The 13,343-nt window shown below is 64.3% G+C and carries 13 protein-coding genes and 2 pseudogenes; 6 read left to right on the forward strand and 9 right to left on the reverse strand.

All coding sequences use genetic code 11. The features are described 5' to 3' along the window. Positions 1-74: 74 nt before the first annotated feature. Both DEM25_RS05700 and DEM25_RS05705 read left to right on the forward strand, forming a co-directional pair. A complete protein-coding gene (locus tag DEM25_RS05700) occupies positions 75-1,235 on the forward strand; it encodes an efflux RND transporter periplasmic adaptor subunit (RefSeq protein ID WP_109768338.1) in 1,161 nt (386 codons plus the stop codon). Continuing rightward, positions 1,235-4,480 carry an efflux RND transporter permease subunit gene (locus DEM25_RS05705; protein WP_109768390.1) on the forward strand — a complete coding sequence of 1,082 codons (3,246 nt, stop codon included), beginning with the start codon at positions 1,235-1,237 and terminating at the stop codon, positions 4,478-4,480. The genes DEM25_RS05700 and DEM25_RS05705 overlap by 1 nt, the downstream gene beginning before the upstream one ends. A 9-nt stretch (positions 4,481-4,489) precedes the next feature. Here DEM25_RS05705 and DEM25_RS05710 read toward each other — a convergent pair whose 3' ends face one another. Together DEM25_RS05710 and DEM25_RS05715 are read right to left on the reverse strand one after the other, a co-directional pair. After that, positions 4,490-4,957, reverse strand: a complete 468-nt coding sequence (locus DEM25_RS05710) for a DUF1203 domain-containing protein (RefSeq protein WP_109768337.1) — start codon at positions 4,955-4,957, stop codon at positions 4,490-4,492. An 84-nt stretch (positions 4,958-5,041) separates the two neighbouring features. Further along, complete coding sequence (locus tag DEM25_RS05715) at positions 5,042-6,046, reverse strand: aspartate-semialdehyde dehydrogenase (RefSeq protein WP_245412770.1); 1,005 nt, start codon at positions 6,044-6,046, stop codon at positions 5,042-5,044. Positions 6,047-6,200: 154 nt separating this feature from the next. On the opposite strand from DEM25_RS05715, the gene DEM25_RS05720 reads away from it, so the two are divergent. After that, entirely contained in the window at positions 6,201-6,662 is a 462-nt protein-coding gene (locus tag DEM25_RS05720) for a hypothetical protein (RefSeq protein ID WP_147393277.1), read from the forward strand. Positions 6,663-6,676: 14 nt separating this feature from the next. On the opposite strand, the gene leuB is transcribed toward DEM25_RS05720, so the two are convergent. From leuB to leuD, 6 genes and pseudogenes are all read right to left on the reverse strand, one after another. Continuing rightward, positions 6,677-7,783, reverse strand: coding sequence for a 3-isopropylmalate dehydrogenase (gene leuB / locus DEM25_RS05725; RefSeq protein ID WP_109768334.1), 1,107 nt, complete (start codon positions 7,781-7,783; stop codon positions 6,677-6,679). 57 nt (positions 7,784-7,840) lie between these two features. Then, positions 7,841-8,443 (reverse strand): YdeI/OmpD-associated family protein, encoded by a 603-nt coding sequence (locus DEM25_RS05730; protein ID WP_109768333.1) that lies wholly within the window; start codon positions 8,441-8,443, stop codon positions 7,841-7,843. A 3-nt stretch (positions 8,444-8,446) separates the two neighbouring features. Further along, entirely contained in the window at positions 8,447-8,827 is a 381-nt protein-coding gene (locus DEM25_RS05735; protein WP_196780323.1) for a RidA family protein, read from the reverse strand. Positions 8,828-8,829: 2 nt separating this feature from the next. Further along, positions 8,830-10,041: a beta-ketoacyl-[acyl-carrier-protein] synthase family protein gene (locus DEM25_RS05740; protein WP_245412771.1), complete on the reverse strand. Its 1,212-nt coding sequence runs from the start codon at positions 10,039-10,041 to the stop codon at positions 8,830-8,832. Next, positions 10,038-10,298, reverse strand: coding sequence for a phosphopantetheine-binding protein (locus DEM25_RS05745; RefSeq protein ID WP_109768389.1), 261 nt, complete (start codon positions 10,296-10,298; stop codon positions 10,038-10,040). Before DEM25_RS05745 ends, DEM25_RS05740 begins: the two co-directional genes overlap by 4 nt. Before the next feature lie 140 nt (positions 10,299-10,438). Continuing rightward, positions 10,439-10,973, reverse strand: a pseudogene (leuD, locus tag DEM25_RS05750) (3-isopropylmalate dehydratase small subunit). Between the two features lie 118 nt (positions 10,974-11,091). On the opposite strand from leuD, the pseudogene DEM25_RS05755 reads away from it, so the two are divergent. The 3 genes and pseudogenes from DEM25_RS05755 (at position 11,092) to DEM25_RS05765 (ending at position 12,854) form a co-directional block, all read left to right on the forward strand. Further along, positions 11,092-11,926, forward strand: a pseudogene (locus DEM25_RS05755) (HpcH/HpaI aldolase/citrate lyase family protein). Beyond that, the gene (locus DEM25_RS05760) at positions 11,923-12,129 is read left to right on the forward strand and encodes a DUF1737 domain-containing protein (protein ID WP_109768328.1); all 207 of its coding nucleotides are present in this window, start codon (positions 11,923-11,925) and stop codon (positions 12,127-12,129) included. The pseudogene DEM25_RS05755 and the gene DEM25_RS05760 overlap by 4 nt, the downstream one beginning before the upstream one ends. Continuing rightward, complete coding sequence (locus DEM25_RS05765; RefSeq protein ID WP_245412772.1) at positions 12,126-12,854, forward strand: DUF1194 domain-containing protein; 729 nt, start codon at positions 12,126-12,128, stop codon at positions 12,852-12,854. The genes DEM25_RS05760 and DEM25_RS05765 overlap by 4 nt, the downstream gene beginning before the upstream one ends. Before the next feature lie 12 nt (positions 12,855-12,866). On the opposite strand, the gene DEM25_RS05770 is transcribed toward DEM25_RS05765, so the two are convergent. Then, positions 12,867-13,289, reverse strand: a complete 423-nt coding sequence (locus tag DEM25_RS05770; protein ID WP_109768327.1) for a metallopeptidase family protein — start codon at positions 13,287-13,289, stop codon at positions 12,867-12,869. Positions 13,290-13,343 lie beyond the last annotated feature (54 nt).

Genomic DNA, 13,343 nt, shown 5'->3' on the forward strand with positions numbered 1-13,343 from the left:
TCCAATCGGCCGGTCTTACGTACAGACGCCTTGAACAGCCCGGCGGCGGGCAAGAATTCGTGTTGGATTGATTGATGAGAGCGCATCGTTACGCGGCGATATTGGTGTTTGTCGCCTCGGCCGCCTGGGTACTGACCGGCGACTTCTCATCGGTCGGCAGCGCGTCGGACCAGGACGGCGCTGAAGCTCCGGCCATCACCGAGACCGACACTTCCTCCGATGCCGCGACCGCCGACACGCGGCCCGAGCAGTCCGTGGCGGTCGCGGTCATTCCGAGTATCGAGCATGCCCGCACCGTGCGCGTCTCCGGTGTCACCCAGGCCGACAAGCGCACCAACATGACCGCACGCGCCGGCGGCGTTATCGCCGAACTGCTCGTCGAGCAGGGCGATATCGTCGCGAAAGGCGACATGGTGGCGCGGATTGCGCCGGAGGGCCGCGATGCGGCGGTGCGCAGTGCCGAGGCGGCGCTGGAACAGGCGCGCGCGGAGTTTGCCGCGCGCGAGGAACTGGTGGAACGCGGAACATTGCCGCGCCTGCAACTGGACCAGCAGCGCTCTGCGCTGCGGCTGGCCGAAAGCCAATATGAGGCCGCCCTCGCCGAACTGGAACGGCTGGATGTCACAGCACCGTTCGGCGGCGTCGTCGACAATGTGATGGTCGAGCAGGGAAGCTCGGTCGATCAGGGCACGCCGGTGGCCAATCTGATCGCGCTCGATCCCATCATCGGCATTGGCGAAGTCAATGAAAGCGATCTCAACACCATTCGCGTCGGCGGCACAGCGCAATTGCGCCTTGTGACGGGCGACGTGATCGACGGAACGATCCGTTTCATCAGCCGCGAGGCGCAATCGTCCACCCGGACTTTCACCGTCGAGGTCGAGGCGCCGAACCCCGACCTTGCCGTGCCGGCCGGCATGACCGCCGAAGTGATCCTGCGCGGCGAGCCTGTGGTCGCTACACCTCTGCCGCGTTCGGTCGTCACGCTCGATGATGCGGGCGAACTGGGCGTGCGTGCGGTGGATGAGGACAACAAGGTGGTGTTCTATCCGATCGATCTGGTCGATGATTCGACTGACGCGCTGCTGCTTGGCGGTATCCCGAAAGGTGCGCGGATCATCGTCGTCGGGCAGAACTTCGTCAGCGACGGACAGGCCGTCATCCCGGTCGAAGCGGACAGCGCGGTCATTGAACGGCTGATCGCCGAAGCAAGCGGCGAGGCTGCAAGCCAATGATGGGATTGCTGGAGCTTGCCGTCAAGAACGCGCGGCTGACGATCGTCACCCTGCTCTTCTTCCTGATGGCGGGCTCGCTGTCCTATATCAGCATCCCCAAGGAAGCCGAGCCCGATGTCCAGTTTCCGGTCGTCTATGTGGGCCTTTCGCTGCAAGGCGTGTCGCCCGAAGATGCCGAGCGCCTGCTGATCAGGCCGCTCGAATCGGAACTGCAGAACATCAAGGGAGTCGATACGATCACCGCCAGCGCCTATCAGGGCGGCGGCAATGTGGTGGTCGAGTTCGACCCCAGCGCCGATCTAGGCACGGCGCTCGACGATGTGCGCACCGAGGTCGACCAGGTCAAGGGCGAGTTCCCCGCCGGCACCGACGAGCCAACCGTCGCCGAGGTCAACATCTCCGAGTTCCCGGTTCTGGTCGTCACGCTGTCGGGCGACGCACCGGAGCGCGTTTTGACGCGAACGGCGCGCGAATTGCGCGACAGGCTCGAAGAGGTATCCGGCGTTCTCGAAGCAACGCTCCAGGGCTCACGCAAGGAGCAAGTCGACGTCATCATCGATCCGGTCAAGCTGTCGTCCTACAATCTGCAGCTCGATGCACTGATCGGCGGGGTCAGTACCAACAACCAGCTGGTCGCCGCCGGAACGCTGCAGGGCGATCAGGGCCAGTACGCCGTCAAGGTGCCGGCGCTGATCGAGACCATCGAAGACATTGCCAACCTGCCTATTGCCGTCAACGGCAATGCGGTGGTGCGGGCGCGGGATCTGGCCACGATCCGCAACACGTTCGAGGACCGTGAAACGCTGGCGCGCCTGAACGGCAAACCGGCAATCGCCATCGAGGTGTCCAAGCGCGCCGGCGCGAACCTGATCGCCACCGTCGATGCGGTCAAGGCGGAGGCCAACGCCTTCCAGGCCGAATTGCCGCAAGGCGTCGAGATCACGTTCAGCCAGGACAAGTCGACGGACATCCGGACCCTTCTGGCGGACCTGCAGAACTCCGTTCTGACCGCGGTTCTGCTCGTCTTCATGGTGATCCTGTTCTATCTCGGCTTCCGCTCGTCGCTGCTCATCGGCCTTGCCATTCCCACATCGTTCCTGATGGGGATCATGTTCCTGTCGATCGCCGGCTACACCGTGAACATCGTCGTCCTGTTCAGCCTGATCCTGGCGGTCGGCATGCTCGTCGACGATGCGATCATCGTCACCGAATATGCGGAACGGCGGATGGCGGAGGGGGTTGCCGCTCCGCCCGCTTTTGCCGAAGCAGCCCGGCGCATGTTCGGCCCGGTGGTCGTCTCGACCCTTACGCGCATCGCCGCGTTTTCGCCGCTGCTGTTCTGGCCGGGCATTGTCGGCGAATTCATGAGTTACATGCCGATCACGCTGATCGCGACGCTGTCGGCGTCGACCATCTATGCGCTGTTGTTCGCGCCGACCATCGGTTCCATCGTCGGCAAGGCAGCTGTGCAGAAGCGCAAGCCGGACGGCTTCTACATGGCCGTCATCAAGAAGGCGGTGCGCTATCCGATCCTGACGATCTTCCTGGTGGCCGCCCTGATGGGCGGTGTGGTCACCACCTACATGCAGAACAACAATGGCGTCGAGTTCTTCCCCTCGGTCGAGCCCGAATACGGCCTTCTCTATGTCAAGGCGCGGGGCAACCTTTCGCTGGAGGAGCAGGACGATTTGGTCCGGCGCGCCGAGGAGCGGCTGCTGTCATGGCCCGGTGTCGAGACCGTCTACACCCGTGTCGGATCGAGCCGCGGCGGCCTGCAACTTGGGTCCGGCGGTTCAGAGGACACGATCGGCACGATCCAGTACGAATTCATCGACTGGCGCGAGCGCAAGCCGGCCAGCGATATTCTCACCGATCTGCGCGCACAGTTCGCCGATGTGGCGGGCGTCAACATCGAGATCTCGGTGCCCGATGCCGGACCGCCACAGGGCCGTCCCATCCAGGTCCGCCTTTCCGCGGACGATCCGACCGGCCTTGAAGAGGCGGCGGCCAATGTCGGCGCCTATCTGGATACGCTTCCGGAAATCATCGATCTGGACACGGGGCTGCCGCCCCTGAGCATCGACTGGGAGCTCAAGGTGGACCGGACCGAGGCGGCGAAATTCGGACTGGGCCCCGATTCGGTCGGCCGTGTGGTGCAGCTCGTAACGACGGGCCTCAAACTCTCCGACTATCGTCCCGCCGGCACCGACGATGCGGTCGACATCCGCCTGCGGCTTCCCGAGGACCGGCGGACCTTGTCGACGCTGGACGAATTGCGTGTCGAGACGGCAGCCGGCTCGGTGCCCCTGTCCAATTTCGTCAGCCGCGAGCCCGCGGCATCGCTCGGCACGTTGACGCGCATCGACGGCGCCCGGACGATCACGGTCGAATCGAACCTGGTCGAAGGCGTTCAGGACTCCGTGCTGCAGGCGCAGGTGGCCGAGCACATGGCTTCGATGGACCTTCCGCCCAACATTCGCTGGGAGATGGTTGGCTCCGACCAGGAGAGCGACGAGGCGGCGGCGTTCCTCGGCCAGGCGTTCGGCGTTGCCATCTTCCTGATCTTTGCGCTGCTGCTCGCCCAGTTCAACAAGTTCACCTATGTCTGGCTGGTCCTTTCGGCGGTGGTCATGTCGACCATCGGGGTGCTCCTGGGTCTGGTCGTGATGGAGATGCCGTTTTCCATCGTGATGACGGCGGTCGGCACCATCGCGCTGGCCGGTGTGGTGGTGAACAACAACATTGTCTTGATCGACACCTATGCGCATCTTCGCAACAAGGGCGTCGACAAGATGGAAGCGGTGCTGGAGACGTGCCGGGAACGCGTGCGGCCGGTCATGCTGACCGCCGTGACCGCGATCCTGGGCGTTCTGCCGATCGCATTCGGCGTCAATCTGGCGCTTCTCAGCCACGAGGTGACGATCGGTGCGCCTTCCACCCAATGGTGGATCGCCCTGTCAAGTGCAATCGTGTTCGGGCTGGCCTTCTCGACGATCCTGACGCTGGTTGTCACGCCCGCCGCGCTGATGATCTTCACCCGCGACAATGAGAGTCTTGCGGCCGGTCACTTCCTCACCCGCTTTGGCCGATGGGTGCGGACACGGCTGCGCCGGAAAACGGCGAAAGCGCCAGCCGCCGCGCCGCAGCACGAGACCACCGAACCGGCCGGGAAACCGGAGCGTGCCGAACCCATGCCCGAGGAATTGCCCGACGATGTCAGGCCGTTCCCCAAGGCGGCAGAGTAGATTGACCGCTCAGGCGCGCGTCGCACGCGCCAGGTAGCATCCCGGCTTGGCGATGTGCAGATGCAGTTCGGCGATGTCCGGGTCGGCCAGCATGGTGCCGATCGTGGCGTCAAGGTTTGCGCCCTCGACCACGTCGGCTGCCACCATCATCCAGTCTGCATCGAAACCGCGGACCGATATGAGACGGCGGCCGATCACATCGGGGATCGAACCCGGTTCCGGTCGCGCCTGACGGGCGCCGGCTCGCACGAACACGGCGTGGCTGGCACGGTACGGTGTCTCCTCGCCCAGATGCTCGAAATTGGCGAGCAGCAGCCGTTCGCCGGCCTCAGCATCTTCAAGACTGACCCGGCACGGATAACCCGGTTCGCAGTCGGCGGTCCGCCAGCAGGCGCGGCGTTCGGACAGCTCGGCGTCGTCCATCGCCAGCAGTGTCTCGAAGGGTTCGGGCGACAGCGCGTGGATCTGGAAGGTCATGGGCGTCCTCGTTGTTCAGGACGCCCAGGATGATTGTCGCAACGCTTCAATGCCACCCGATTCTTGCGGGTCGTGGACCCCGTATCAGGCCGCTTGCCGTTTCGGGGTGATCAGGCCGCGATTGACGAGAATTTCGGCGATCTGGACTGTGTTGAGCGCGGCACCCTTGCGCAGATTGTCGGAGACGACCCACATATTCAGCCCGTTGTCGACGGTCTGATCCTCGCGGATGCGCGAGATGTAGGTCGCATCCTCGCCTGCGGATTCGTAAGGCGTGGTGTAGCCGCCATCCTCATGCTTGTCGACGACAAGACAGCCCGGCGCCTCGCGCAGGATCTCCCGCGCCTGATCGGCGGTGATCTCGTTTTCGAACTCGATGTTGACCGCTTCGGAATGGCCGATGAACACCGGCACCCGCACTGCGGTGCAGGTGACCTTGATCTTCGGGTCGAGCATCTTCTTGGTTTCGGCCATCACCTTCCATTCCTCCTTGGTCGAGCCGTCTTCCATGAAGGCGTCGATATGGGGAATGACGTTGAAGGCGATCCGCTTTGTGAACTTCTTGGCTTCCACCGGATCGGCCACATAGACCGCACGGGTCTGCGCGAACAGCTCGTCCATGCCTTCCTTGCCCGCGCCGGAGACCGACTGATAGGTGGCGACGACAACCCGCTTGATGGTGGCTGCGTCGTGCAGCGGCTTGAGCGCGACGACGAGCTGGGCCGTCGAGCAGTTCGGGTTGGCGATGATGTTCTTCTTCGTGAAGCCTTCGATCGCGTCGGCATTCACCTCGGGCACGATCAGCGGCACGTCGGGGTCGTATCGGAACGCGGACGAGTTATCGATGACCACGCATCCGGCCGCGCCGATCCTGGGCGCCCATTCCTTGGACACCGATCCGCCGGCGCTCATCAGGCAGATGTCTGTGGTGGAGAANCGAGGCGAGCGGCACGATCGTGTCCGCCGGAAAGCCGCGTTCGGCAAGGATGTCGAGCATTTCGCGGCCGACGTTACCGGTCGCGCCTGCGATGGCGATTGTGAAACCCATGGTTCCCGTCTCCTGTCTCCCCACTTGCGGTCGTGCGCCACTCTTCCCGCCCCCGGGAGAGTGTGGGGCGGAACGGGTCAGATCGTCGTGGTCTTCTTGATCATGGTGCGCATGGTGGCCGCCTAGTGCCGGAATGCGCGCCGAATGTCAATCGACCCGGCGGTCTGATAGGCTCAGACCATGGCAGCAATCGGGATGAGATCGTCAGTGTTCGTCGCCTTGGCGCTTGGCTCCTGTCTTGGCGCCCGGATGCCGGCGCTGGCCCAGAGCGAACCGCTGTCCGGCCGGCTGACGGGCGACCGGTTGAGCGCGGCGTTTGTCGGCAAGGTCTTTCGCGGAGTTTACCAGGACGGGGTGAACTGGCGTGAAGCCTATCTGGTCGATGGCGAGGTCGATTATGAGGACGACTTCGCCGCCGCACGGGGCGAATGGTTCGTGCGCGATGATCTGCTGTGCACCTTCTACGACGGCGACCTGACAGGCGGCTGCTTCATCGTCAAGCAGCGCAGCGAGAACTGCTTCGACTTCTATGCTGTCGATCCGGCAACAGACCGGCCGGATGCCAGCCGCGATGCCATGCGGTCGGGGTTTGACTGGACCGCGCAGGGCTGGCGGTCGGACCGTGTTCCGACCTGCCCGGAAGGTCTGGTGTCTTGAGCTTTGGCCTGCCGTCAGCCGGCCGCGTAGGCCGCCACGATCGCATCACCCATCTCGGCGGTTGAGACCGGCCGCGCGCCGTCGCCCATGATGTCGCCCGTGCGCAGGCCATCGTCGAGCACTTTTGCGACGGCGGCCTCGATCCGCACGGCTTCATCGATCATGGCGAACGAATAGCGCAGGCACATGGCGAACGAGGCGATCATCGCGATCGGGTTGGCGATGCCCTTGCCGGCAATGTCCGGTGCCGAGCCGTGTACGGGCTCGTAGAGCGCCTTGCGCTTGCCGGTCGCGGGATCGGGCGCACCGAGCGAAGCGGACGGCAGCATGCCGAGCGAGCCGGTCAGCATCGCGGCGACATCCGACAGCATGTCGCCGAACAGATTGTCGGTGACGATGACGTCGAACTGCTTGGGCCAGCGCACGAGCTGCATGCCGCCCGCGTCGGCCAGCATGTGGGTCAGTTCGACATCGGCATAGTGTGCTGCATGGGTCGCCGTGACGACTTCGTTCCAGAGAACGCCCGATTTCATAACGTTGCGCTTTTCCATCGAGCACACCTTGTTGGATCGGGTGCGGGCCAGTTCGAAGGCGACCCCCGCGATGCGTTCGATCTCGAACGTGTCATAGACCTGCGTGTCGACACCGCGCTTCTGGCCGTTGCCCAGATCGGTGATCTCCTTGGGCTCGCCGAAATAGACGCCGCCCGTCAGTTCGCGGACGATGAGGATGTCGAGCCCTTCGATCACATCGCGCTTGAGCGAGGATGCATCGGCGAGCGCCGGATAGCAGATGGCCGGACGCAGATTGGCGAACAGCGCCATGTCCTTGCGCAAGCGCAAGAGACCGGCTTCCGGCCGCTGCTCATAGGGAACGTCATCCCATTTCGGTCCGCCGACCGCGCCGAACAGCACCGCATCGGCGGCCATCGCCTTGTCCATGTCCGCGTCGGAAATTGCTTCGCCGTGGGCGTCATAGGCCGACCCGCCAACGAGACCCTGATCGGTGACGAAGCCGGCGCCCTCTTTCGCATTCATGTGGTCGATCAGTTTGGCGACCTCGGCCATGGTTTCGGGGCCGATGCCGTCACCGGGCAGCAGGAAAAGCGAACGCGTTGTCATGGAAGGTCTCGTCTTTGAAGGAAGTCTGATCGCTTCTATGCGCTGGCGCCGGACAACTCAACGCCTTGCGCTCTGCTTTGACTTCCAGTCGAGCGCGCGCTTGTTCTGTCCGGCCAGCCGGGCTGTTTCGGCAATGCGCCGGGCGCGGGTTTCGTCCCGCTTGGCCTGCTTGATCCACGCCAGGATCCCGCGCCGGGCCGAAGGCGGAAAGGCGTCGAAGTTGGCGCGCGCTTGCGGCACCGCTTCCAGCGCGGCAATCAGATCGTCGGGAATGATGCCTTGCTCGACATCGTCGAGGAAAGACCACGAGCCGTCGGTCCGCGCGGCCGCGACGGCGGCGATGCCCGCCGGCTGCATCAAGCCGAGCGTCTCAAGGTGTTCGACAATGCGTTTGTTCACCGCAGACCATGCGCTGCCCGGTTTGCGCGGCGAGATCAGCAGCATGCTGCGCGTCCCGTCCATCTTGCGCGGAAGCGAATCGATCCAGCCATAGCGCAGGATGGCCGCGAGCAGCGTTTCGCGGTCGAGGTACTTGTCGGGAACAGATTTCTTCCAAAGCACCAGCCAGACGCTTTCAGCCGTCTGGTGATTGCGATCCAGCCAGTCGAGCAGATCGGCTTCCGAAGAGATGTCGACCCGATCGAACCGCCTGCCAGACATGGCTCAGTCCCGCAGCGCGGTCACGTCGATCTCGATCTTCATTTCCGGTCTGATCAGTCCACTGACCGTCATCGCCGCTGCGGGCCGGATGCCGGCGAAGAATTCGCCCAGCACCGGGAACACAATGTCGGCGAAGGACGCATCGGTCACCACATAGCGGGCGCGAACAATGTCGGAGCGGGCAAAGCCGGCCTCGTCCAGCGCCCGGTCGATCGTAGCAAGCGCGTTGCGGCACTGGGTTGCGACATCGTCGGGCATCGCCATGGACGCATAGTCATATCCGGTCGTGCCGGAGACGAAACACCAGTTGCCGGTGACGACCGCCCGGGAATAGCCCGCGGTTTCCTCGAAGGGCGATCCCGTCGAAATCCGCTTGCGCACCAGCCTCAGGCCCGCTTGACCGCTATCACGGCGTTGGAGCCGCCGAACGCAAACGAGTTGCTGATCACGGCGGCCACATCGGCCTTGCGCGGCTTGTTGGGCACGTAGTCGAGATCGCATTCCGGATCGGGGTTCGCGTAGCCGAGTGTCGGCGGGAGGATGCCGTCGCGCACCGTACCCACCGCGGCGATCATCTCGAGCGCGCCCGACGCACCCATGCAATGGCCATGCATCGACTTGGTTGACGAGACGGCCAGCGAATCGGCATGGGCGCCAAAGGCGCGGCGAATGGCCTGGGTCTCCGTCTTGTCGTTGCCCATGGTGCCGGTGCCATGAGCGTTGACATATTGCACGTCGCCTCGCGCCAAATCGGCGTCGGCGAGGCATTGCTCCATGGCCCGCGCGGCACCGTCCATGTCGGGCGCGACGATGTCTCCCGCATCGGCGGTCAGGCCCGCCCCGGCCAGCTCGGCCAGGATGGTCGCACCGCGCGCCCGCGCATGATCCTCGGTTTCGAGAACCACGGCGCCGGCGCCGTCGCCCAGAACCAGCCCGTCCCGGTCGGCGGAAAAGGGCCGGCAGCCATTGCGGGACAGGATGCGCATGGAATCCCACGCTTTCAGGACACCGAAATTGAGCGGAGCGTCGGAGCCGCCTGCGATCATCACGTCGGCGCGTCCGGCCCGCAGCGTGTCGAGGGCGGCGGCAAAGGCATGGTTGGCGGACGAGCAGGCCGAACTGGTGCCGTAGACCGGCCCCTTGAGCCCGAATGCCATGGAGACGTGCACGGCGGGCGATGACGGCATGGCCTGCGGCACCAGGAAGATGTCGGTGCGCTTCTTCTTTTCCAGAAGTATGGCCTTGTAGTTGGTGTCGATGACATCGCCGCCGAATATGCCGGTGCCGATGATCGCGCCGGTGCGCAGCGGATCGATGCCATGGTCGATGATGCCGCTGTCGGAGAGGGCCTCCTTGGCGGCGATCATGGCCAGCAGGCCGAACCGGCTGGTGGTCAGAAGCAGACGGCGCTCGAACCCATGGTCCGGCAGTTCGCGGACCTGCGCTGCCAGCTTTGCCTTCAGTTCGTCCTTTTCGGGAATGTCGATGGGCGCGATGCCGTTCGTGCCGGTCTTCATGGCGTTCCAGATTGCCGGCGCGTTGGTGCCGAGCGCGCTGATGCCGCCCAGCCCGGTGATGACGATGCGGGGTCGGCTCACGCGCTGGCGCTCTTTTCGACGAGCCCGCGAACGGCGTCGCACACATCGCCGACCGTCTTGAGCTGTTCCCATGCGTCGGCGGCGTTCAGTTCGATCTCGATCTCGAACCGGTCCTCGAGGTCGAAGATGACTTCGGCCAGTTCGAGCGACTGGATATCGATGGTCGAAAGTTCCGTTTCCGGAGAGATGTCGGCGGGATCGCGCTCGATCTTTTCGGCGATGATACGCGCCGTCTCGGCAAAAATAGTGTCTGACATGTGCATGTGCCTTTGTCCGGCGCTGGCCGGGGTTCGGCCAACGCCGTCTGTGGTCCCCGAAAAGCCTTGTGGTGCTTGGTCGCGGCAATGTCAATCAACAAGACCGGCGCGATGCTTGCCCACCGGCCCTGGCCACCGTTTCACGTCCAGGGACGTTCTGCGCTCATCGTGCCTTCGAAGCTGTCGATGGCTGCGGCCTTCTCCAGCGTCAGGCCGATGTCGTCCAACCCGTTGAGAAGGCAGTGCTTGCGGTGTGGGTCGATGTCGAAACGGATGACACCACCGTCCGGCCCGCGTATTTCCTGCGCCTCCAGATCGACCGACAGGGTCGCGTTGGCGCCGCGACCGGCATCATCGAGCAGCTTTTCGAGCTCTTCGGGCGTGACGACGACCGGAAGGATTCCGTTCTTGAAGCAGTTGTTGTAGAAGATGTCGGCGAAGCTCGNAATTGTCGCCGGCGACCAGGATCGTCGCGTCCTTGTAGGCGGGCTTGTTGAGAACGAAGTCCGGATTGTCCGATCCGTCCTCGCGATAGCGCATCTCCGAGAACAGGCCGCGACCGAGACCGGTGCGCTGGATCGTCTTCAGATAGTCCTTGGGAATGATCATATCGGTGTCGATGTTGATGATCGGCAACGGGGCGGCGACACCGGTGAGCTTGTCGAACTTTTCCATGGGTCTTCTTCTGTGCGTTCGTTCGCGCACCGCTTAGCAAAGCGTTGCGGAAAAATGAAGCGCCGGCGCACATGAGCGGGGACTTGCGCGACCGTGTCCTTCGGCGGCACAAGAAGCCATGACCGATTTCGACCGCGCGCAGCTTCGACGCTCCGTTCTTTACGTGCCCGGCGACCGGCCCCGCGCCGTTTCCAAGGCAGAGACGCTGGCCGCCGACGCCATCATTTTCGATCTCGAGGATGCGGTCGCGCCCGGGGCGAAAGCCGATGCGCGGGAGACGGTGCGCGCCCATTTCGCTGCGTTCCCGGCGTCGGACAGGGAGCGGGTGATCCGCNCTGATCCCCAAGGCAGACGATGTCGCGGACGTTCTTGCCGTGGCCGATGCGCTGGACGAAACCGATGCAGCGGAGACGATGCGCCTCTGGGCCATGATAGAAACGCCGCGCGGCGTGCTGAACGCACCGGCGATCGCCGATCTTTCCCGGCAATCGGGCGCACGGCTCGACTGCCTGGTCGTCGGAACCAACGATCTGGCCAAGGAGGCCGGAATGGCCGGCGCCACGGCGCGGCAGCACCTGCACGCCTGGCTGATGCAGATCGTGCTGGCGGCAAAAGCCGGCGGCGCTTGCGTTCTCGACGGCGTTTTCAACGATCACAAGGACGCGGCGGGCTGTGCGGCGGAATGCCGGCAGGGCGCGGAAATGGGGTTCGACGGCAAGACGCTGATCCATCCGGCGCAGATCGCGCCGGCCAACGCTGCGTTCGCGCCCGCCGCCGAAGACATTGAACGGGCCAGGCGGCTGGTCGCCGCGTTCGCGTCGGACGACAATGCCGGCAAGGGCGTCATCGCGTTCGAAGGGTCGATGGCCGAGCTTTTGCATCTGAAACAGGCCGAGCGGCTGCTCGCGCGCGCCGCTGCGGCCGCACAAAGGGAACGGAGTGAGAGCCCATGAAAGCCTATCGATTGCTGACCGGATTTGACGATTCCGCCTTTTGCCACAAGGTGACCGAGGCGCTGAGCAAGGGATGGGAGCTTTGCGGCGACCCGGTCTATGCATTCGACCCCGTTGCCGCGCAGATGCGGTGCGGGCAGGCGGTGACCAAGGACGTGCCGGGCCACGACTACGATCCGGTGCTGAAACTGGGCAATCTGTGACCGACGCGGCGTCTGCTCTGTGGCATCATGCCGGCCGTTTCGGCCTCGTGATGGTCCTTGCCTGGGCGCTGGGCGTCTGGACAGGATCAAACGCCGAGGCGCAGCCGCAATGTGCCCTGTCGCTGGTTCTGGCCGTCGATGTCTCGTCGAGCGTCGATGAGCGCGACTACCGGCTGCAGATGGACGGTCTGGCCAATGCGCTGCGCGACGAGACGGTGCGCCGCGCGATCGTGCAGGTCGGCGGCATACAGGTGACGGCCTTCGAATGGAGCGGCCGCCGCCAGCAGGTCGAGATCGTTCCCTGGACCTATCTGGCAAGCGATGGTGCGGTTTTCGCGCTCGCCGACCGGCTGCAGGCGCATCGCCGGCGCCACACCGCGTTTCCAACCGCGCTCGGCTATGCGCTGGGCCATGCGGCCGGCCGATTCGGGGCGGCCCCGCTGCGCTGCGTCCGCCATGTCATCGACGTCTCGGGCGATGGCGTCAACAATGAAGGGTTCGGCCCCGGCCCTGCCTATGCCAACTTCCCGTTCGATGGTGTGCAGGTCAATGCTCTGGTGATTGCCGGGGCCGACCCCGATCCCGTCGCCTACTACCGCAACGAGGTGCTGTTCGGACCGGGCGCCTTCATGGAGGTGGCCAACGGATTTGCCGATTTCGAAGCCGCGATGAAGCGCAAGCTGCTGCGCGAGATCGTCGGCGGCGCCTTGTCCGGCCTTAAATGAGGCAGCTTCGTTTCAGCCCGCCGATGCCTCGATATGGGCCATGTCGTCGTCGGAAAGACCAAAATGGTGGCCGAGTTCATGGATCAGGACATGGGTGACGATGTCACCCAGCGTTTCGTCGTTCTCGGCCCAATAGTCGAGGATTGCCCGGCGATAGAGGGTGATCCGGTTGGCTTGATCCCCGGTTGCCGGGTTCCACAGTTCGGCGATGCCGCGGCCCTCGAACAGGCCCAAAAGGTCGAACGGCGTCTCAAGCCCCAGATCGTCGGCGATCTCTTCGGTCGGATACTCGGCGATGCGGATCTGCACATCGCCGGTCAGGGCACGAAACTCGGCAGGTAGATGGGCATAGGCCTCGCGCGCAATCTGCTCGACTTCGGCCAGGCCCGGCGCGAAGCGATCCTTCCAGTCTGTCGTGGGGTCGTAAATGCCCATGGCGCCGCCGGTTACACCCAACACTGCTCGGTTGCGGAAAACTTCATATATGCA

The sequence above is a fragment of the Oceaniradius stylonematis genome (genome assembly GCF_003149475.2).
In the GTDB taxonomy this organism is placed as follows: Bacteria; Pseudomonadota; Alphaproteobacteria; order Rhizobiales; family Rhizobiaceae; genus Roseitalea; species Roseitalea stylonematis.

Coding starts and splice junctions, on each gene's coding strand:
- DEM25_RS05745 (WP_109768389.1), bottom strand. CDS start 10,298: ATGTCAGACACTATTTTTGCCGAGACGGCGCGTATCATCGCCGAAAAG.
- DEM25_RS05710 (WP_109768337.1), bottom strand. CDS start 4,957: ATGACCTTCCAGATCCACGCGCTGTCGCCCGAACCCTTCGAGACACTG.
- DEM25_RS05705 (WP_109768390.1), top strand. CDS start 1,235: ATGGGATTGCTGGAGCTTGCCGTCAAGAACGCGCGGCTGACGATCGTC.
- DEM25_RS05700 (WP_109768338.1), top strand. CDS start 75: ATGAGAGCGCATCGTTACGCGGCGATATTGGTGTTTGTCGCCTCGGCC.
- DEM25_RS05730 (WP_109768333.1), bottom strand. CDS start 8,443: ATGTCTGGCAGGCGGTTCGATCGGGTCGACATCTCTTCGGAAGCCGAT.
- leuB (WP_109768334.1), bottom strand. CDS start 7,783: ATGACAACGCGTTCGCTTTTCCTGCTGCCCGGTGACGGCATCGGCCCC.
- DEM25_RS05760 (WP_109768328.1), top strand. CDS start 11,923: ATGAAAGCCTATCGATTGCTGACCGGATTTGACGATTCCGCCTTTTGC.
- DEM25_RS05770 (WP_109768327.1), bottom strand. CDS start 13,289: ATGGGCATTTACGACCCCACGACAGACTGGAAGGATCGCTTCGCGCCG.
- DEM25_RS05720 (WP_147393277.1), top strand. CDS start 6,201: ATGAGATCGTCAGTGTTCGTCGCCTTGGCGCTTGGCTCCTGTCTTGGC.